This is a genomic window from Mesorhizobium sp. M0968 (assembly GCF_040319065.1).
GTDB lineage: Bacteria > Pseudomonadota > Alphaproteobacteria > Rhizobiales > Rhizobiaceae > Mesorhizobium.
Window position 1 is genome coordinate 116917 of sequence record NZ_JAMYNL010000003.1, and the last position, 18779, is coordinate 135695.

Annotated in this window: 17 protein-coding genes and 1 pseudogene; 6 read left to right on the forward strand and 12 right to left on the reverse strand. The window is 64.1% G+C overall.

Annotated elements, in window-relative coordinates; genetic code table 11:
• Window position 1: 1 nt before the first annotated feature.
• On the forward strand, window positions 2–979 hold the full coding sequence (gene denD, locus NKH67_RS06065; RefSeq protein WP_352469554.1) for a D-erythronate dehydrogenase: 978 nt from the start codon (window positions 2–4) through the stop codon (window positions 977–979).
• A gap of 25 nt (window positions 980–1004) precedes the next feature.
• On the opposite strand, the gene NKH67_RS06070 is transcribed toward denD, so the two are convergent.
• From NKH67_RS06070 to NKH67_RS06085, 4 genes are all read right to left on the reverse strand, one after another.
• Complete coding sequence (locus NKH67_RS06070; protein WP_352469811.1) at window positions 1005–2144, reverse strand: nickel/cobalt transporter; 1140 nt, start codon at window positions 2142–2144, stop codon at window positions 1005–1007.
• Window positions 2141–2809 (reverse strand): DUF1007 family protein, encoded by a 669-nt coding sequence (locus NKH67_RS06075; protein ID WP_352469555.1) that lies wholly within the window; start codon window positions 2807–2809, stop codon window positions 2141–2143. The genes NKH67_RS06070 and NKH67_RS06075 overlap by 4 nt, the downstream gene beginning before the upstream one ends.
• 86 nt (window positions 2810–2895) lie before the next feature.
• Complete coding sequence (locus NKH67_RS06080; RefSeq protein ID WP_352469556.1) at window positions 2896–3795, reverse strand: LysR family transcriptional regulator; 900 nt, start codon at window positions 3793–3795, stop codon at window positions 2896–2898.
• A gap of 1 nt (window position 3796) precedes the next feature.
• Entirely contained in the window at window positions 3797–4996 is a 1200-nt protein-coding gene (locus NKH67_RS06085) for an amidase (RefSeq protein WP_352469557.1), read from the reverse strand.
• A gap of 562 nt (window positions 4997–5558) precedes the next feature.
• Between NKH67_RS06085 and odc2 the strand changes: the two genes are divergently transcribed.
• Both odc2 and NKH67_RS06095 read left to right on the forward strand, forming a co-directional pair.
• Window positions 5559–6692: an ornithine/lysine decarboxylase gene (odc2, locus tag NKH67_RS06090; RefSeq protein ID WP_352469558.1), complete on the forward strand. Its 1134-nt coding sequence runs from the start codon at window positions 5559–5561 to the stop codon at window positions 6690–6692.
• A 208-nt stretch (window positions 6693–6900) separates the two neighbouring features.
• Entirely contained in the window at window positions 6901–7503 is a 603-nt protein-coding gene (locus NKH67_RS06095) for a GNAT family N-acetyltransferase (protein WP_352469812.1), read from the forward strand.
• Between the two features lie 55 nt (window positions 7504–7558).
• Here the strand turns inward: NKH67_RS06095 and NKH67_RS06100 are convergent, their stop codons facing one another.
• On the reverse strand, window positions 7559–7843 hold the full coding sequence (locus NKH67_RS06100; RefSeq protein WP_352448193.1) for an SCP2 sterol-binding domain-containing protein: 285 nt from the start codon (window positions 7841–7843) through the stop codon (window positions 7559–7561).
• A gap of 179 nt (window positions 7844–8022) precedes the next feature.
• Here NKH67_RS06100 and NKH67_RS06105 point away from each other — a divergent pair.
• Window positions 8023–8223 (forward strand): annotated as a pseudogene (locus tag NKH67_RS06105) (chloride channel protein); the annotation flags it as partial.
• Window positions 8224–8280: 57 nt separating this feature from the next.
• Here NKH67_RS06105 and NKH67_RS06110 read toward each other — a convergent pair.
• The gene (locus tag NKH67_RS06110; RefSeq protein ID WP_353030396.1) at window positions 8281–9087 is read right to left on the reverse strand and encodes a nucleoside recognition domain-containing protein; all 807 of its coding nucleotides are present in this window, start codon (window positions 9085–9087) and stop codon (window positions 8281–8283) included.
• A gap of 322 nt (window positions 9088–9409) precedes the next feature.
• Here NKH67_RS06110 and NKH67_RS06115 point away from each other — a divergent pair, with 322 nt between their 5' ends.
• On the forward strand, window positions 9410–9862 hold the full coding sequence (locus NKH67_RS06115; protein WP_352469560.1) for an Lrp/AsnC family transcriptional regulator: 453 nt from the start codon (window positions 9410–9412) through the stop codon (window positions 9860–9862).
• A gap of 85 nt (window positions 9863–9947) precedes the next feature.
• On the opposite strand, the gene NKH67_RS06120 is transcribed toward NKH67_RS06115, so the two are convergent.
• From NKH67_RS06120 to NKH67_RS06145, 6 genes are all read right to left on the reverse strand, one after another.
• Window positions 9948–10193: a MoaD/ThiS family protein gene (locus tag NKH67_RS06120; RefSeq protein WP_023675441.1), complete on the reverse strand. Its 246-nt coding sequence runs from the start codon at window positions 10191–10193 to the stop codon at window positions 9948–9950.
• Window positions 10193–12457 carry a xanthine dehydrogenase family protein molybdopterin-binding subunit gene (locus tag NKH67_RS06125; RefSeq protein ID WP_352469813.1) on the reverse strand — a complete coding sequence of 755 codons (2265 nt, stop codon included), beginning with the start codon at window positions 12455–12457 and terminating at the stop codon, window positions 10193–10195. The genes NKH67_RS06120 and NKH67_RS06125 overlap by 1 nt, the downstream gene beginning before the upstream one ends.
• A 2-nt stretch (window positions 12458–12459) precedes the next feature.
• A complete protein-coding gene (locus NKH67_RS06130) occupies window positions 12460–12936 on the reverse strand; it encodes a (2Fe-2S)-binding protein (RefSeq protein WP_352448182.1) in 477 nt (158 codons plus the stop codon).
• On the reverse strand, window positions 12936–13796 hold the full coding sequence (locus tag NKH67_RS06135) for an FAD binding domain-containing protein (protein ID WP_352469561.1): 861 nt from the start codon (window positions 13794–13796) through the stop codon (window positions 12936–12938). Before NKH67_RS06135 ends, NKH67_RS06130 begins: the two co-directional genes overlap by 1 nt.
• A gap of 137 nt (window positions 13797–13933) precedes the next feature.
• On the reverse strand, window positions 13934–15577 hold the full coding sequence (locus tag NKH67_RS06140) for an MFS transporter (protein ID WP_352501925.1): 1644 nt from the start codon (window positions 15575–15577) through the stop codon (window positions 13934–13936).
• A gap of 232 nt (window positions 15578–15809) precedes the next feature.
• Window positions 15810–16841 (reverse strand): histone deacetylase family protein, encoded by a 1032-nt coding sequence (locus tag NKH67_RS06145; RefSeq protein ID WP_353030398.1) that lies wholly within the window; start codon window positions 16839–16841, stop codon window positions 15810–15812.
• A 141-nt stretch (window positions 16842–16982) separates the two neighbouring features.
• Between NKH67_RS06145 and NKH67_RS06150 the strand changes: the two genes are divergently transcribed.
• Window positions 16983–18650 carry an amidohydrolase gene (locus NKH67_RS06150; protein WP_352469564.1) on the forward strand — a complete coding sequence of 556 codons (1668 nt, stop codon included), beginning with the start codon at window positions 16983–16985 and terminating at the stop codon, window positions 18648–18650.
• The last annotated feature ends 129 nt before the right edge of the window (window positions 18651–18779 follow it).

Consider the following 18779-nt stretch of genomic DNA (forward strand, 5'->3'; position numbering starts at 1 on the left):
CATGCGCATTCTGATTACCGGCGCGGCAGGCATGGTCGGCCGCAAACTCATCGCCAGGTTGGCCAAGGACGGGACGCTCGGCGGCCGCAAGATCGCCGCGCTCGATCTTCACGATATCGTGCCGCCGCAAGCGCCGGTGCTCGAAGATGTCAGCATTACCCTCCACACCGGCGACCTTGCCGCACCGGGAGCGACCGCAAATCTGGTCGCGCCGCGCCCCGACGTGATCTTCCATCTCGCCGGCGTGGTTTCGGGCGAGGCGGAGGCCAATTTCGATCTCGGCTATCGCGTCAATCTCGACGGCACCAGGGCGCTGTTCGATGCCATCCGCTTGGCTGCCTATACGCCACGCGTCGTCTTCACCTCGTCGATCGCCGTGTTCGGCGCACCGTTTCCCGACATCATTCCGGACGAGTTCCACCCGACGCCGCTGACCTCCTACGGCACGCAGAAGCTGATCGGCGAGGCGCTGCTTGCCGACTATACGCGCCGCGGTCTCTTCGACGGCATCGGCATCAGGCTGCCGACCATCTGCGTCAGGCCGGGAAAGCCGAACAAGGCGGCCTCAGGGTTCTTCTCCGGTATCATCCGCGAGCCGCTGAGCGGTCATGAAGCGATCCTGCCGGTGCCGCGCTCAGTCGTCCACACACACGCCAGCCCGCGTTCGGCGGTGAATTTCCTGATCCATGCGGCTCGGATCGACGGTGCCGCCGTCGGACCGCGCCGCAACCTGACGATGCCGGGCGTCGCCGTCAGCGTCGGCGAACAGATCGAAGCGCTGGAACGTGTCGCCGGCGCCAAGGCGGTGAAACTGATCCGCGAGGAGCCCGACGAGACGATCTGGGCGATCGTCAAGGGCTGGCCGACGCGCTTCGAGGCGCGGCGCTCGAGGGAGCTTGGCTTTGCCGCCGAAACGAGCTTCGACGAGATCATCCGCGTCCATATCGAAGACGAGTTGGGGGGCAATATCCCTAGTTAGAGCGCCCCGATCGGACGCAACGAGGTCAGGCGCCAGTCAGGCTGGCCGAAAGCAGCAGCAGGCCGAACAGGAAGACGAAGGCGGCGCCGCCGATCTCGACGAAGGAATGGATGCGGTTGCCCATGCGGCCGTCGCCGGCGAAATACACCGCCCAGTTCTTCGCGGTCACCGCAAGAGTCGCCAGAGCCGAGACGGTGATTGCGGTGCCGAGGGCCATGGCCAGCACCGACAGGATGCCGCCGAACCATAGCCCGTTCAGCAAGGCGAAGCTCAGCACGATCAGCGCGCCGGAGCAGGGGCGGATGCCGACGGCAGCGACAGCCGACCAGGCCGTGCGCCAATCGAAGCGATCGCCGGAAAGCAGCGCCGGGTCGGGGGCATGCGAGTGTCCGCAGGTCTCGCAGACCTCGCCCGCCGTATGGCTGTGGTGATCGTGCGCAGCATGGGCGTGGTCGTGGGCGCCGTGATCGTGATGGTCATGCGCATGATCGTGGTGGTCATGCGCATCAAGCGCGTGGGAATGTGCCGCATGGGCATGCACGGAATGTGAATGGCCGGCATGGGCAGCCGAGAGGCTGTAGCCCGGATTTGCGCCGAACAGGCGAAGGATGGCTGGGCCGGCCTTGCGCCACAGCAGCCAGGCGCCGAACAGAGTGACGAAGACATAGCTCATGATTTCGAGGAACCATGCGGCGTCCGTCATCGAGACAGCAGTGCCGCGCAGCAAGAAATAGGCGGCCAGCATCACCACTATGGCGGTCAGCGCCTGCAGCAGGGCCGAGACGAAGGACAGCATGATGCCGCGCCGGAGCGCCACTTCATTGGCCACCATGTAGGAAGAGATCACCGCCTTGCCGTGACCGGGGCCGGCGGCGTGGAAAATGCCATAGGCAAAGGACAGGCCGATGAGCAGCCACAACTTGCTGCCGTCCTGGCGCATCGCCTTCATCGCGCCGGCAAGCGCATGATAGAATTCCTGCTGGCGCAGATTGATCCACATCAGGATGTGGGCGAACGGGCCGGTGGCGGTTGGAGCCATGCCGTCATTGGTGCCGATGCCGAGTGAACTCTGGGCGTGGGCGGAGCCGAGAAAGTGCGTCATCACAAAGGCGGCGGCCAGAAGACCGAATGCCAAACGCAGGGACGGTTTGGTCACTGGATCTATCCTTCCGGCTGACAGGTCAGTTCAAGCTTGGTGGCAAAGATCTTGCTCATGTCGGTGCCTGTCGGATCGTTGAAGAAGGCCTCGGTCAGGGTCTTCTGGTTCTGGGCGATCGCCTCGTCCGGGTTCGGGCGGACAACCTTGCTGGTGCAGGTCGGCGGCAACCCATCGACCTGCAGATTGGCATCCTCGGTGAAATCGATCGCGGTGTAGAAGGTCGGGTCGTAGACGCCGATATCTATCTTGCCGCTCAGTTTGATCGGTACCTTCGGTTCAGATTCAAACAGGATGATCAACTGGTCATTGTCGAAATTGGCCATCAAATGCGGCGGCGGGGTCATTGCCACGTCCTTGCCGTCGACGGTGACGAGCTGGAAATAGTTGAATTCGGCAAGCGAGGCATGGACGGTGTCGGCGACATCCTTCAGCTCCTTGTCGTCGAGTTTCAGGTCGGAATTCTTGTCGAACTCCATCATCACCGTGCTCGAAAACAAATCGTCGAAGCGCCAGACATGGCGCAATGCCTTCACAGTTTGGTGATCCGGGCCGAGGACCACTTCGAGGCGGGCCTCGGCGAAGACGTGGGGATGCACCTCAGCCGGTCCGACGGCGGCAAACGTCGCGGTCAAGGCCGAAGCCAGCATGATTGCTTGCCGTTTCAGGTGCATTCTCGGTCGCGATTCAATCGGCTTCGGTGAATTGCCGACAGTTACCAGAAAGCGGGCGAAAATGGGACCGCGACGCGGCTGAAAGCTCATGCGTTGTCCAGCGTCTTGAACCACTGCACCAGGAAGTCGACGAAAACGCGAACTTTTGCAGGCAGATAGCGCCGGTGCGGATAGACGGCAAAAATGCCGCCGCCGGGCAGAATGCGGTCATCCAGCGCAGTCAGCAGCTTGCCGCTTTCGATGTCGGGCGCGGCGATGAAATCCGGCAGGACGGAAAATCCCAATCCAGCCACGGCAGCGGCCCTTGCCGCCATCGGGCTGTTGACCTCGATCGGGCCGGAAACCGAAACGCTCACCGTATCGCCGCTGTCGCCTTTGAACGGCCAGTTGGTGAGCCAGCGCCCATTGGTGTCGATGATGCAAGGCACGCGGGCAAGGTCTTGCGGCCTGACCGGCATGCCGTGCCTGGCGATCAGTTCAGGAGACGCGCAAAGCCGTACCGAAAATGGCGCCAGACGCCTGGCGATCAACGAGGAATTTTCCAGCCGCGAAATGCGCACCGCCAGATCGAAGCCCTCCTCGACCAGATCGACGAAACGGTCGTCGAGATGGATGTCGAGCACGATGTCGGGGTGCTGCTTGGCGAAGTCGATCAGCGACTGGCCGATCGGCGCGTCGGCAAAGGTGCGCGGCGCCGACAGCTTGATCCTGCCGCGCACGTCGCCGGAGGATTCGCGCACCGCATCGGCAAGGCTGTCGACCTCGCGCACGATCTCCGAGGCGCGCCGGTAATAGGTGTGGCCGGCCTCGGTCAGGGAAAACTGCCTGGTGGTGCGGTTGAGCAGCAGCGCGCCGAGCTCGTCCTCCAGCTCGCGCACATATTTCGACAATAGCGCCTTCGAGCGGCCGATCTTGCGCGCCGCCGCCGAAAATCCTTCGGCCTCGACCACGTCGATGAAGGCGCGCATGCGGGTCAGCGTATCCATGTCATGCGCCTCCTTGGTGGGCCGAAAGGATGCGGGCGGCCAGCGCAATCAACTGCCGGTCGCTGTTCTTCGGACCGAGCAGCGAAAGGCCGAACGGCGCCCCGCCGGTCTTGCCGAGCGGCAGCGTGATTTGCGGAAAGCCGGACAGGCCGGAAAGGCAGAGCAGTCTCAGCGCCCGCTCGCGATAGGTCTGCAAATCGTCGAATGACGCAGCCTTGAGCGGCGCGGCACCAGGAGCGGTCGGAAGCACAAGAACGCCGTCGTCGCCAAGCAGGCCGGCCAGTTCGAGGCGAAACGAAACGCGACGTTCCGTTTCACATTGCGCGGTTGCCGCGTCGATTGTCGCGCCGTGCTCGAAACGCTCCTTGACACCGGGTCCCAGCATGCGGTCGCCGCCGGCGATCCAGGCGCCGTGACTTTGCCAGGCTTCATAGCCTTGCAGCTTGCGGAAGCACCAATAGAGATCGTCGGTCGAATGCGACAGCGGGCCGACGCTGCGCGGTGCGCCCAGCACCGAAGCGACACTGCGGAGCATGGCGCGATATTCGTCGGCCTCGTGCGGGCCGAGCACGAGGCCGTCCAGCGCAGCGAGAGTGACGGGGCGTCTCAGTTCATGGGAATGCGGATCGTCGCCGAGCAGCACCGTGCCGACCTTTTCGTAGATGACGATGTCGCTTGCGAACCAACCGAATGTGTCCAGCGAAGGCGCCAGCGGCATGGCGCCGTCGAGCGGGATACGGCCATGCGTCGTCCTGAGGCCGATCAGGCCGCAGAAGCTTGCCGGCGCTCGGATCGAGCCGCCGGTGTCCGATCCGGTTGCAATGTCGGCCAGCCCGCCGGCGACTGCCGCGGCAGAACCGGAGGACGAGCCGCCGGTGACGCGGTCGGGTGCTGCCGGGTTGATGGGCGACGGGAAATGCGCGTTCAGCCCCAGCAGGGAAAATGCGAGCTCGTCGGTCTGCGTCTTGCCGACGAAGCGGGCGCCCGAATCAAGCAGCGCCTGGACGGCCGGCGCGGTCGCCATGGCCGGTGAAGCGTCCCGGTATTTCTGCGGATTGCCGCAGCCGGTGCGGTAGCCGGCGACGTCGAAGATGTCCTTTACGGCAAGCCGCAAGCCGGCAAGCGGGCCGGATTTCGCATTGGCTACAGGGACTTGATCAAGGTCGAGAAAAGCGTTCAGCGGGCCGCGAGTGCCTGTCATGCGTTCGATATCCGGATGTGCTTGCCGCAGCATTGTTCTTCTGGTTGCCGCAGCATTGTTCGATGCCACAAATTTTACAACCTGCGATACGATTTTTATTGATTGTGAAATCTTTCGATCTTATATCGCGCTTGCCCAAAGTCGCACGTGCCTGTGGGTGTCCGCCGATCCTCGAATGGTGAGGGTAATCGGTAAGGTAACTGGAGCCAACCCCTCCAGTCGGTTTAGCGGCCAACCGCCAACCGAGGACACCTTGAAGCAACGACGGTGCGGGCCTTTCTGGTGTTCTGCCGGTCGTCCAAAGACCGGGGTTACTGAAGAGGCACACCTTCATTGCCGGCAGTGCGGACGGGTCTCCCATCCAAGCCAAGGCAGACAAAGCGAACCGAGGCCGGGCAAGGCCAAGGTTCACCGCCGCGAGACGGCGCTTCATGGTTCCGGGGTCTCCACCGGCTGGTTCCATGGATTTCCGTCCCGCCTTTGTCCACCGCGTGTTCGCGAGGCCGAGAGCCCGCGTCCGCAAGCCTTTGTGCGCGCCGCAAGGCGCTGATGGAGAGACCCGATGGCTACCCAGCGCATCCTTGACTTTCTCGCCACCCGACGTCCGAACGGTCCGTGCCTCGTCGTCGACCTCGATGTCGTGCGCGACAATTTCCGCGCCTTCGAGAAGGCGCTTCCCGATTCCAAGATCTACTATGCGGTGAAAGCAAATCCGGCGCCGGAAATCCTGCGCCTGCTTGCTGCGATGGGCTCGTCCTTCGACACCGCTTCCGTTGCCGAAGTCGAGATGGCGATGGACGCCGGTGCGCCGGCGGACCGCATCTCCTTCGGCAACACCATCAAGAAGGAGCGCGACATCCAGCGCGCCTACCAGCTCGGCATCAAGCTGTTTGCGGTGGACTGCGTCGAGGAAGTCGAGAAGATCGCCCGCGTCGCTCCCGGCGCCCGCGTGTTCTGCCGCGTCCTGACCGACGGCGAGGGCGCCGAATGGCCGCTGTCGCGCAAGTTCGGCTGTGTGCCGGCGATGGCGGTCGACGTCCTGCGCCATGCCAGGGCGCTCGGTCTCGACGCCCATGGCGTGTCGTTCCATGTCGGCTCGCAGCAGACCGACCTGACCGCCTGGGACCGCGCGCTCAGCGACGCCAAGAAGGTGTTCGCGACGCTGGCCGACGAAGGCATCGTGCTGAAGATGGTCAATATGGGCGGCGGCTTCCCGACCCGCTATCTCAGGGATGTGCCGGTGGCGCAGGCCTACGGCCAGGCGATCTTCTCGGCGCTCAGGAAGCATTTCGGCAACGCGATCCCCGAGACGATCATCGAGCCGGGCCGCGGCATGGTCGGCAATGCCGGCGTCATCAAGTCGGAAGTCGTGCTGATCTCGAAGAAAGCCGACAACGACAATGTGCGCTGGGTGTTCCTCGACATCGGCAAGTTCGGCGGTCTCGCCGAGACCATGGACGAGGCGATCCGCTACCCGATCGTCACCGCGCATGACGGCAGCGAGACCGCGCCTTGCGTGCTCGCCGGCCCGACCTGCGATTCGGCCGACGTGATGTACGAAAAGACGCCGTACCCGCTGCCCCTGTCGCTGACCATCGGCGACGAGGTGCTGATCGAGGGCACCGGCGCCTACACGACGACCTACGCCTCGGTCGCCTTCAACGGCTTCGAGCCTCTCCGATCCTACGTGATCTGAGGGCTCGCAAGAGTTGCTCAGATCATCCCCGGTGGGCGCCTGTCGCCCGCCCGGGCTCGCCTGTGGAACAATCCGCTTGTGAAGGATCGCGGAAATGAACATTGCAGATCTCATCGTTGAAGGCGTGGGAATCTCCCCCCTCGAGGGGGAGATGGCCGCGAAGCGGCCAGAGGGGGTCGGTTCGACTGGACTCGGCCTCCTGCCGCAGATGGAGGCCGGCGCTTCACGCGCGACAACCCCCTCTGTCGCCTTCGGCGACATCTCCCCCTCGAGGGGGGAGATTGCGGTCGTCGCCGAAACCGCCGCCGACGTCCCGGCGCGCGAGGCTTTGCTCGATCGCGCCATGGGGCCGAAGCGCCGGAAGAAGTCGTCGGAAAAGCTGCGGCGCGGCCGCCGGCCTTCGGAGGGCCTGGCCTTTGTCGCGCGCGATGCGTCGGGCACTGTTGCCGGCACCGTGCGGCTGTGGGACGTGGTGCTGGGCGAGGGCGGCACGGCAGCGCTGCTGCTCGGCCCGCTTGCGGTCGACCCGGCGCTGAAAAATGCCGGCATCGGCTCGGCGCTGATGCGCCATGCGGTCACTGAGGCCGCGCGGCTTGGCCATGCGGCGATCCTGCTGGTCGGCGACGCGCCCTATTACGAGCGCTTCGGGTTTTCGGCCGCAAAGACCGGCTCGCTGGCCATGCCGGGGCCTTACGAGCGGCACCGCCTGCTGGCGCGGGAACTGGTTGTCGGCGCGCTCGACGGCGCGCAAGGCACTCTGAAGGCGGCAGGGCGCAAGCTGAAGGCACAGAGGCTGCCGCTCGCTGCGTGACGGATCAGAAACAAGCCGCCCGCCATCGTGCGGTGGCTTGTTTCATCTCAAGCGATCAGCCGATCAACTGGCTCAGCGCCATGGCGACGCTCATGTCGCCTTCGACCTTTATCTTGCCGGACATGAAGGCCATGGTCGGGTTGAGGTCGCCTGATATCAGCGAGTCCAGATCGTCGAGCGACAGCTTTATGGTGCAATCGGCCGGCGCATCGGTGGTCGAGACATCGGCGCCGTCGATGACGATGACGCCGTCGCTGCCGGTGTCGAATTTCACCGAGCGATCGAACCCGGCACTCGCCACGCGCGACCTGATGTTGTCGGCAATCTCCTGAACGCTCATGGCGGTTCTCCTCGTCTGCTTGCGTTTGTCGCTCGCCGCTTGCCTGGTTTTACAGCCACGGCCGCCGGCGCATATAGCTTCGGGTTGACGTTTACGTCAACGCAGTTCCCCGAGGTGAAGATGGGCTTTATCGCCGCAGCATCACGCGGGCATGGTTGCCGGTGCTGTCCTTCGCCAAATTCAGGGATGCGGTGCTGGTGCCGAGCATGAACGTGCAATCGGCGGCCGAGACCTTCCAGCGTGCTGGCGCCGAGGAATTGGCGGTGGTCGAGGATTTCACCGATCGCAAGGTGGTCGGGCTGCTGACCGAAGGCCACCTGATGCGGCGCTATGCCGAGGAACTCGACAAGGCGCGGCGGGATCTGTCGGGCGAGGGGTAGCCGCGTCCTGTCCGGATAGCGATGCGACACACATGTCGGCTGCTGCGTAAGGAGGGCTCACGTCAACGGCCCGCTAATCGCCGGCTCCGAAATCCGATTGCGCGAACTGTCTTCTTCCTTGTGGAAGAGTGTCTTGAAGAAAAAAGCGTCGGGAACCGCCTTGATTACTTTTGCGATCACGGCGGTCGCGAGCACGGCAAACGCTAGGCGACCGAGAAGCACGCTCGTAACATCAGCGCCAAGCGTGACGACGGCCAACGTATCCTCAATGAGGCTATGGGCAAAACCCATGAACACGCAGGCAAGGAATATCTGACGCGGCTCCGCGCTAGGCGTGCGCGCCTCGCGGATCAGCAGTCCTGCGCCATAGGAAATCCCGAGAAACAGGCCGACAGCGGCGAAAGGTACCGTCGGCTTTTCGATGCCGGCGAGCCGAAAGAGCGGTGCAAGCCCTCTGTTCATCCACTCCAAAATGCCCGACATCTTTAGAAGCTCGATCACCCAGCTCAGCGCAAGCAGAACAACGAGCATGATGCCCAGGGTTTTGAGCGTACCTAGGAAAAAGCCGCCCCAGTCGGTGCTTTCATTCGTCGGCATCCACGCCGGCTTCACCGGTCCTGACAGCCATCCGGTCACGGCGAATATCTGATGCAGAAGGACAGCAAAGACCAAACCCCCGCCAATACGAAGCGCCGCGGTGACCAGGAAGCTCGGCCCGGCCCTCTGAATGATGCGTTGCTCGATCGGAATGGCATGTGCAAACAGCAAGAGAGCCGAAAGAACCGTCATGTCGGCAGTGCTGAGCGCCGAAACCGGAACCAAGGTGAATACGATCACAAGCGCGCCCCAGATCCCGACCAGCAATCCCGTCAGCCAGGCAAAGGCGAGTTCAGGTGGCAACCCCACCTGCAACATGAGCGCGGAGAAGAACGGAGAAATCGCCTGGATGACGCCAAGGTCCTGCAGCAGCCGCGTGGCAATCGCAACCGGAACGATCACGCGAACCAGTTCCCAATAGATTTCAAGCGTCTCCAATGTCCTGCGATAGAAGGCGGCGCAAATTGCCATCATGCTGCTCCATCATTCCTGGAGCCGTCTGAGTAGCGTGAGACGCTTCGCATTTGTGGTCAAAGTTTGCGATTCCGTGCAATAAAATTGCAACGCACCGACGCTGAGCGCGACCAACATGGACAAGATCGACAGAAGGCTTCTCAACCTGCTCCAGGATGATGCCTCACGAACTAACGCCAAACTGGCGGGGTTAATCGGGCTTTCCCCTTCGAGCTGCCTGCGCCGCATACGACGACTGAAGAAAAGCGGTGTCATCAGCCGCGTTGTCGCGCTTCTCGCACCGGCAAAGGCTGGCCGGGGCTTGAAGGCGATCGTCACCGTCGAACTGGAGCGTCATGGTGAGCAGTATATGCGGGACTTTCTCGAGTTGGCCGCCCAGGAACCGGCCGTCACTCAGGCCTACAGTGTAAGCGGCGAAACCGACGCCGTCCTCATGCTCCGCCTGACGGATATGGAAGAGTTCGATGCACTGTGCGAGCGACTGTTCCGAGACCGAAGCAACGTCGCGCGATACCACACGATGTTCGTGATCCGAACGGCCAAAGAAGTGACCGCAATTCCACTGTAGTGTTCGGGTTACGATAGACCTGCTGGGCCGCGAATTCATAAACGAGCATTGGCCGCACGGAGCGCGGCTTGAGCTCGAGCCCAACTCACCCCCCAGCCAATCGCGGCAGCAGGAAAATCTCCGCCCCTTCCGGCAGTTCCTTCGACCAGGTGTCGCGATAGATCGTCCCGTCGATGGCGACGGCGATGCCGCGATCGATGTATGGCTCGAGGCCGGGATACTGTTCAGCCAGTTTCCTGAACAGCTCCCGAATATCCTTCGCCTCGATTTCGACCTTGCTCTTGCCTCCGGCGATCGCGCCGAGCGACCCCCAGAGCGTTACTTCGACCATCAGCCTCCCCGTTCCGCCTCGATCGCCGCCAGGATGCGCGGCGGCGACATCGGGATATGGGTCATGCGCACGCCCGCGGCGTTCGACACCGCATTGGCGATCGCCGCCAGCGGCGGCACGATCGAGGTCTCGCCGACGCCGCGCACCCCGTAGGGATGGTTGGGATTGGGGATCTCGAGGATCTGCGTGTCGATCATCGGCAGGTCCGAGCAGACCGGGATCCGGTAATCGAGGAAGCCAGGGTTCTGCAGCCGCCCGTCCTTGCCGTAGATATACTCCTCGTTGAGCGCCCAGCCGATGCCTTGTGCGGCACCGCCCTGGTATTGCCCCTCGACATAGGTCGGATGCACCGCCTTGCCGGCGTCCTGAACGACGGTATAGCGCAGCACCCTGGTGGAGCCGGTCTCGGGATCGACCTCGATATCGCAGATATGGGTGGCGAAGGAGACGCCGGCGCCGTCGGCGACGAGCTCGCTATGGCCTGCAATCGGTCCCCCCGTCTTCCCTGACGCGGCTGCGATCTCCTTCAGCGACAATGCTGCAAGGTTGCCGTATTTCTCGCCCTTGGCAATCGCGTGACCTTTTTCCCAGACCACGTCGTCGACGGGTATGTCCCACATCTGCGCGGCGCGTTCCCGCAACACCTTGATGGCGTTGCGGGCGGCCGAGATCGTCGCCATGGAGGAGGAGAAGGTGCCGCGGCTGCCGTCCGTCATGTCGTTGTAGCCGAGGCTGGAGGTATCGGCGACCACCGCCTTGACCTGCTCATAGGGAATGCCGAGCTCCTCCGCCGCGACCAGCGAAAGCGACGCGCGGGAACCACCCACATCGACCGTGCCGACGGCAAGCGAGACCGAGCCGTCCATGCCGATGTTGAGGTCGGTGCAGGTCTGGCCACCGAAATTGAACCAGAAGCCGCAGGCCATTCCGCGGCCCTGGTTCTTGCCGAGCGGCGCCTTCATGTGCGGATGGCTCTTCACCGCCTCCAGCGTCGGCCCGATGCCGATCGGGCCGTATACCGGTCCATAGGACGATCTGGTGCCTTCCTGCGCCGCGTTTCTGATCCGGAACTCGACCGGGTCCATGCCGATCTCCTTGGCCAGCTCGTCGACCGCACTTTCCACCGCAAACGCCGCCATCGGAGCCGACGGCGCGCGATAGGCCGCGGTCTTGGGCCGGTTGACCAGCACTTCGTAGCCGACCGTCCTGACGTTCTCGAGCTTGTAGCAGGCAAAGGCCGTCATGGCGCCGATCTCGGCCCACGTGCCGGCATAGGGGCCGCAGCTATAGCGCAGCGTCGCCTCGGCCGCCGTGATCGTGCCGTCCTTGCGGGCGCCGATCCGAACGTCGATCGAGGTGGCGCTGGTCGGGCCGGAGGCGCGGAACACCTCGTCGCGCGTCATGACCAGCTTGACCGGCCGCCCGGCCTTGCGTGACAGCGCCAGTGCCACCGGCTCGGCCCAGACATGGGTCTTGCCGCCGAAACCGCCGCCGATCTCCGAGGAGGTGACGCGCAGCTTCGAGGCTTCCATGCCAAGCAGTTGGGCGCAGTGTTGGCGGTAGACAAAATGGCCTTGCGTACAGACCCACAGGTCGGCGGTGCCGTCGGAGCTGACATTGGCCACGCAGGCATGCGGCTCGATATAACCCTGGTGCGTCTGCTCGGTCTTGAAGGAGCGTTCGACAACGAAGTCGGCCTGGCCGAAACCTACGTGGATGTCGCCATGGCCGTACTGGGTGCGCTTGGTGACATTGGAAGGCTTGAGGGGCTTTTGCTCGAGGCCCTCGGTGAAGATGGCGTCGTTGACCAGAGGTGCGGAGTGCTTCATCGCCTCGTCGACGTCGGTGACATGCGGCAGCACCTCGTAGTCGACCTCGATCAGCTTCAGTGCCTGCCTCGCCGTGCGGGCATCGACCGCAGCCACCGCGGCCACGGCATGGCCGTCATAGAGCGCTTTCTTGCGCGCCATGCAGTTGTCGAGGATGTCGTACATGGCGGCATCGCCGTCGGTGAGGTCGGGCAGGTCGGCCGCGGTGATCACGGCCTTGACGCCGGCGAGCTTCTCCGCCTTCGACGTGTCGATCTTCCTGATCGTGGCATGCGCATGGGGGCTTCTGAGAACGCGCCCGACCAGTTGCCCGGCCATGTTGAAGTCGGCGCCATAGCGTGCGCGGCCCGTCACCTTGTCGACGCCGTCGGGACGGATGGGACGCGTGCCGACAGAGGTGAAATTGCGTCCGGAGTAACGCGGATCGAAATTCATCGTCATGCTCCCTTCATCACGCTGGCGGCGTCCTGAACGGCACGCACGATCTTGTCATAGCCGGTGCAGCGGCAGAGGTTCCCGGCGAGGCCGAAGCGGATCTCCTCCTCGGTCGGATCGGGGTTCTTGGCCAAAAGGTCCTTCGCCGCTATCAAAAAGCCCGGCGTGCAGACGCCGCATTGAAGTGCGGCGTGCTCCAGGAATTTCTGCTGCAGCGGATGCAGCCTGTCGCCATGCGCCATGCCCTCGATGGTCTCGACGCGCCGGCCCTCGGCCTCCGCGCCGAGCACCAGGCACGAGCACACCAGCCGATCGTCGAGGATGATGCTGCAGGCCCCGCAGTCGCCGGTGCCGCAGCCTTCCTTGGCGCCCGTCAGCCCCAGGCGGTCGCGCAGGACATCAAGCAGCGTCTCGTCCGGCTGGCAAAGGAACTCGACATTGTCGCCGTTGATTGTCGTTGATACTGCCACACCAGCCATCATTTGCCTCCTGCGCGTGCATAGGCGGTCGTGGCGGCCCGCTTGGCCAGCACACCCGCGACTTTCCGTCTGAATTCGATGGTGCCGCGCTTGTCGTCGATCGGGCGGCAGGCACCCGAGCAGACCTTGGCGAGCCTCTCCAGCGTGGCTTCGTCCAGCTTGGAGCCGATGAGAACCTCGGCGGCCTCCTCGACCAGAATTACCGTCGGCGCCACGGCGCCCAACGCCAGACGGGCGGATTTGACGCGACCCTGCTCATCGAGCGTCAAGTTCACGCCGGCGCTTACCACCGCTATGTCCATCTCCGTGCGCGGAATGAAACGCAGATAGGCATCGCCCGAACGCGGCAGACGGCTGTCGAGCAGGATTGCCTCGATGATCTCGCCCTTGGCCAACGACGTCTTGCCCGGCCCAGTCGGCACCGCTTGCACGGCAATCGTGCGCCTGGTTCCCGGGCCGACGACCACAGCCTTGGCGCCAGCGGCCACCAGCGCCGGCACGCTGTCGGCGGCCGGCGAGGCGTTGCACAGATTGCCGGCGATGGTGCAGCGTCCCTGCACCTGCTTCGAGCCGATCAGCTTGGCCGCTTCGACGACGCCGGGCCATGCCTTCTGCAGGGCCGTGTTCTCGCCCAGCACGGCGCAGGGGACCGCCGCGCCGATGCTGAAGCCCTCGGCTGTTTCCCTGATCTCGCCAAGCCCGTCGATCGCCTTGATGTCGACGATCAGGTCGGGTTCGATAAAGCCGCCTTTCATTCGCACCAAGAGGTCGCTGCCTCCGGCGAGGATGGCGGCCGTGCCGGCTGAACCGGCCAACAGGCCGGCGGCGTCTTCAATTGAAAGCGGACGTATGTAACGCATCGTCTCCCCTTAGTGGTCATAGTCACACCAACTGATATAACCGTCTCTCCACAATGGCCATCCTGTTCGTGCATTCGCGGATTGGGCCAGGCGCCGCAATTTCATTTTGCTCGTCCAACTGGACGCACCGCCAGCCACTAATGCTCGATCGGTCCCTTCGGCATGACGAGCGCCGTCCCTGCTGTCGTCGGGCGCTCGATCATGCGGCGGACGCGCGGTGGCTCGTTGCCGCTGTGCAGCGCCCTTATGCGCTCGCCGATGACGGCGTCGGCGTAGGTCGCGCGCCGATTGTGGCGGATATATTCGACCCAGGTCGGCGTGTGGTAGTGCTCGATCCATATCGACGGATTTTCGAGATCGCGCGCCAAGGTCCAGTTGCGGGCGCCGTCACGGCGGCGGATGCGGCCGCGCTCGGCCATGGTGGCGAGGAATTCCGGTACGTCCTCGTTGCGGATGACATATTCGATCATGATGGCGATGGGACCGCTGCGCGGCTTGAGATCAAGCGCCAGATGCGGCTCCTGAAAACGGTTGAGCGGATCGAGGTTGAGCACGGCCTGCTGCGGCAGCGGCAGCAGCAGGCCGATGGCGCCTCCCGCCAGCATGGCGACGCTGGCCGCCATCAGGGCGACTTCGGCGCCATGCGCGTCGGCAACGACACCCCAGACCCAGCTGCCGAGCGCGATGCCGCCGAAGGTCGCGGTCTGATAGACCGAAAGCACGCGGCCGACCACCCAGCGCGGCGTCGACATCTGCACGGTGACGTTGAAATGCGACAGCGCCGTCACCCAGCAGGCGCCGCCGAGCAGCAGGCCGAGCGACGTCTGCCAGGCATGATCGCTGACGGCGGCGTTGAAGGCGCAGACGGCGAAGCCGGCGAATGCCATGCGTACCATGGTCTCGCTGGACAGCAGCTGCCGCAGCCTGACGCTGGTCAGCGCGCCGCCGACGGCGCCGATGCCGAAAGCCCCTAACATGATGCCGTAGCTCAGCGCATCGCCCTTGACGACGTCACGCGCGACCAGCGGAAGCAGTGCCAGGACCGCGCCGGCGCTGAAGCCGAAAGCCGAGCTCCTGACCAGCACCTTGCCGATATTGGGCGACATGGCGACATAGCGCAGGCCGGCACCCATGGCGGCGCCCAGCGTCTCGCGGGGCAAGGTCGATGCCGGCAGTTCCGGCTTCCAGCGGGCCAGCACGACGATGAGGCCGACATAGCTCAGCGTGTTGACGGCGAAGGCCGCGGCAGCGCCTGCCGCGACAACGATGATGCCACCGATCGCCGGGCCGACGCTGCGCGTCAGGTTGAAGCCCATCGAGTTGAGCGCGATGGCCGCCGGCACCTTGGTGCGAGGCACCATGTCGCCGACCGAAGCCTGCCAGGACGGACTGTTGAGCGCGGTGCCGCTGTCGATCAGGAAGGTGAAGGCGAGCAGCGTCCACGGCGTCATCAGGTCGAGATAGGTGAAGACGGTCAGAAGAGCCGAGACGACGAGCATGAAGATCTGGGCGATCAGCATGACTTTGCGCCGGTTGAAGCTGTCGGCGATGGCGCCGGCCAGCAGCGCGAAGAGCATGATCGGCAAGGTGGTCGAGGCCTGGACCAATGCCACCTGGTAGGACGAGGTGGCGATCGTGGTCATCATCCAGGCGGCGCCGACGCCCTGGATGAGGCCGCCGAAATTGGAGACGAGGCTGGCGGACCACACCGCCCGGAAGATGCCGTGCCGGAACGGCGCCAGCGCCGAGGCGCTTTCGCTTTCCGGTGTGTCGTCGTTCATAAATGCCTTCCCGGGCTCAAATGCGTTTGTTCTTCCGATCAATCGGCCCCGCAAGCCGTGGGTTCAAAAAATAGAACATCATTTCGCAAAGGGCGAACGCATTCTGGAAAAACATCATGGTCCAACAACAAGATAGCGAGCGGGTCAGCGCGTGCCGCCGCAGGCTGAACGATCGGTCAGGCAGGCGGTACCGCGAGCGCTGCCATGTGATTGGCAGGCACCGGCGGCACTTCTAGCGGTCCTCGAAGCCGGTCAGCACGCCGATGGCGTTGATGCCGATCTCCTCAACGGCGTAGCCGCCTTCCATGACGAACAGCGTCGGCAGGCCGAGCCTGGCGATGCGGCGGCCGATCCTGGGATAGTCGCCCGTTTTCAGCTTGAACTGGCTGATCGGATCCTTCTCGAACGTGTCGACGCCGAGTGAAACCACGACGACGTCAGGAGCATAAGCCGAAAGCCTCGTGCAAGCGTCCTCGAGTGAGGCGTTCCACACCTCCCAGCCGGTGCCGAAGGGCATCGGATAATTGTCGTTGAAGCCTTCGCCGTCGCCCTCGCCGCGCTCGTCGGCATGGCCGAGGAAGAAGGGATATTCGGTCATCGGATCGCCATGCAGGTTCAGCACCTGAACGTCACCGCGGCGATAGAATATCTCCTGGGTGCCGTTGCCGTGGTGATAATCGACGTCGAGGATCGAAACGCGCCCGGCGCCATGGTCGCGGAACCATTGCGCGGCGACGGCGGCGTTGTTGATGAAGCAATAGCCGCCCATGAAGGCCGCCCCCGCATGGTGCCCTGGCGGGCGGCACAGCGCGAAGGCGGAAGGCTCACCGGCCTTGACCAGCGCGGCGGCGGTCAACGCGACGTCATAGGACGACTTGATCGCATCCCATGTGCCTTTGACGAACGTCGCGCCACCGTCGAAGGAGTAGAAGCCGAGCAGCGCATCGATGCCTTTCGGGCGCACGTCGCCGCGCAGGCCGCGCGTCGGCCAGGTGAAGGGAATGGCCGAACCGCTGCGGCCCGATGCTTCCCAGAGCGGCCACACGGTCGGCAGGAAATCGATGTAGTCGCTGGCATGCACCTTCCTGGCGGCGGCGAGGTCGTGGCTTTCCGGCGGCAGGATCGGACCGAGCTTCTCGCTCTCCACCCGCGCCCTGATGAACTCGGCGCGCGAGGGCTTTTCAAAGGCCGGCACGATGGCGCCGGCGATCAATTCGACATTGCCGGAATGGCCGGCATGGAAAGGCGAAAAAACAGTCTTCATGAAATTGTTCCGTGGTGAGACGCGGCGACCCTAACCGTCCTGCACTGCCTTTCACAAGGCGCTGGGCCAACCAGCCATGGCTTGCTGGCCCGGCAGCCGGTCGTCTAGCCTGCCGGCAGCGCAACCGACCTGCGGGTAATCATGAGTTCAAATGCCGACCTGATCGTCACCAATGCCCGTGTGCTGACCATGGACGAAGGCAATCCGACAGCCGAAGCGGTGGCGATAAAGGACGGCAACATCCTGGCGGTTGGCGATCGCCGGACGATCGAGACGCTGAAAGGGCCGGCCACGAAGATCATCGATGCGCAAGGCGGTTCGGTGGTGCCGGGCTTCATCGAAGCGCATATGCACCTTTTCGGCGGCGCCGCCGAACTGGACAATCTGCACCTTCAGGGCGTGCATGGCTTCGACGCGCTGAGCGACGCGATCCGCGCCTACGCTGCGGCACGGCCGAACGCCAAATTGCTGCTTGGGGCCGGCGTCGACTATACCATCCTTTCCAAGGAAGAGCCGGTCACCCGCCATCATCTCGACCGCATCATCGCCGACCGGCCGTTCGCCATGTCGGCTTCCGATCACCACACGATGTGGGCCAACACCAAGGCGCTGAAGCTGGCCGGCATCCTGCACGGCAAGCAACTCGGCCCCGGCAACGAGATCGTCATGGGCGCCGACGGCCTCGCGGCCGGCGAATTGCGTGAGGGCGAGGCGTTTGGGCCGATCCTCGAGCTTTCCGGGCAGAACCGCGTGCGGCTCGGCCTTGCGACAGGCGGCGAGCCCGAACCGTACCCTTCCGCAGCCGAAGTCGCGGCCGATCGCGACCTGATGCATCGCGGTCTGGAATGGTGCGCCCGCCACGGCATCACCTCGATCCAGAACATGGACGGCAATCTCTACCAGCTCGAACTGCTTGCCGGTTTGGAGCAGGAAGGGCGGCTGCTCTGCCGCACCAAGATACCTTTTCATTTCAAGAACTTCATGACGCTCGACAAGCTGGAAAAGGCATCGAGCATGGCCAACTCCTATCGATCGGAATGGCTGTCGTCCGGCATGGTCAAGATGTTTTACGACGGCGTGCTGGAAGGCTGGACCGCGGTCATGGTCGACGACTATGCCGACCGGCCGGGCTGGCGCGGTGAGCCGCTGTTCACGCCAGAGCATTTCGCCGAGGTGGCAGTGGAGGCCGACCGGCGCGGCCTGCAGATCGCCGTGCATTCGATAGGCGACGGCGCTGTGCGCGCGGTCCTCGACGGTTACGAGGCGGCGCGGCGGAAGAACGGCAGGCGCGACAGCCGGCACCGGGTCGAGCACATCGAGGTCACCACTGCCGCCGACGTGCCGCGCTTTGCCGAACTCGGCGTCATCGCCTCGATGCAGCCGCCGCACCCGCCCGGCGCCATGGACTTCCCGCTGGAGCCGACGCTCTCGCGCATCGGCCGCGAAAGATGGCCGCTCAGCTATGCCTGGCGGACGCTGAAGCAGGCGGGCGCGCATGTCGTTTTCGCTTCCGACTGGCCGGTGTCGCGGGTCGACCCGATCCTGGGCATTCAGGCGGCGGTGCTGCGCAAACCTTGGGCAGAGGGCGATCCCGACCAGAGCTTCTCGCTGCTGGAAGCGCTTGCGGGCTATACGGTCGAAGGCGCCTATGCCGAATTCATGGAACACCGTAAGGGCCGGCTGAAACCAGGCTATCTGGCCGATCTGGTGGTGCTGTCGGCCGATATCGAGGCAACTGAACCGGCTTCCTTGCACAAGGTGCGTCCGGTCAGCACCATCTGCGGCGGCAAGATCACTTACCGGGGTTGATGATGGCGCTGACTATGGCATGGGGCTTGCGTTCTGAACCGAGATCCAGATGCATGGTTGCCAAGCCGACCGGCATATGCTGACAATCGAATGGGAACTGGATCCGCCATCAAGAGCGGACATGAAAAT

What these genes read in the sequence shown, in the direction of transcription:
- NKH67_RS06085 (WP_352469557.1), bottom strand. Translation starts at nt 4,996, where the DNA reads ATGACAGGCACTCGCGGCCCGCTGAACGCTTTTCTCGACCTTGATCAA.
- denD (WP_352469554.1), top strand. Translation starts at nt 2, where the DNA reads ATGCGCATTCTGATTACCGGCGCGGCAGGCATGGTCGGCCGCAAACTC.
- NKH67_RS06145 (WP_353030398.1), bottom strand. Translation starts at nt 16,841, where the DNA reads ATGAAGACTGTTTTTTCGCCTTTCCATGCCGGCCATTCCGGCAATGTC.
- NKH67_RS06115 (WP_352469560.1), top strand. Translation starts at nt 9,410, where the DNA reads ATGGACAAGATCGACAGAAGGCTTCTCAACCTGCTCCAGGATGATGCC.
- NKH67_RS06120 (WP_023675441.1), bottom strand. Translation starts at nt 10,193, where the DNA reads ATGGTCGAAGTAACGCTCTGGGGGTCGCTCGGCGCGATCGCCGGAGGC.
- NKH67_RS06125 (WP_352469813.1), bottom strand. Translation starts at nt 12,457, where the DNA reads ATGAATTTCGATCCGCGTTACTCCGGACGCAATTTCACCTCTGTCGGC.
- odc2 (WP_352469558.1), top strand. Translation starts at nt 5,559, where the DNA reads ATGGCTACCCAGCGCATCCTTGACTTTCTCGCCACCCGACGTCCGAAC.
- NKH67_RS06100 (WP_352448193.1), bottom strand. Translation starts at nt 7,843, where the DNA reads ATGAGCGTTCAGGAGATTGCCGACAACATCAGGTCGCGCGTGGCGAGT.
- NKH67_RS06140 (WP_352501925.1), bottom strand. Translation starts at nt 15,577, where the DNA reads ATGAACGACGACACACCGGAAAGCGAAAGCGCCTCGGCGCTGGCGCCG.
- NKH67_RS06130 (WP_352448182.1), bottom strand. Translation starts at nt 12,936, where the DNA reads ATGGCTGGTGTGGCAGTATCAACGACAATCAACGGCGACAATGTCGAG.
- NKH67_RS06075 (WP_352469555.1), bottom strand. Translation starts at nt 2,809, where the DNA reads ATGCACCTGAAACGGCAAGCAATCATGCTGGCTTCGGCCTTGACCGCG.
- NKH67_RS06095 (WP_352469812.1), top strand. Translation starts at nt 6,901, where the DNA reads ATGGAGGCCGGCGCTTCACGCGCGACAACCCCCTCTGTCGCCTTCGGC.
- NKH67_RS06150 (WP_352469564.1), top strand. Translation starts at nt 16,983, where the DNA reads ATGAGTTCAAATGCCGACCTGATCGTCACCAATGCCCGTGTGCTGACC.
- NKH67_RS06135 (WP_352469561.1), bottom strand. Translation starts at nt 13,796, where the DNA reads ATGCGTTACATACGTCCGCTTTCAATTGAAGACGCCGCCGGCCTGTTG.
- NKH67_RS06080 (WP_352469556.1), bottom strand. Translation starts at nt 3,795, where the DNA reads ATGGATACGCTGACCCGCATGCGCGCCTTCATCGACGTGGTCGAGGCC.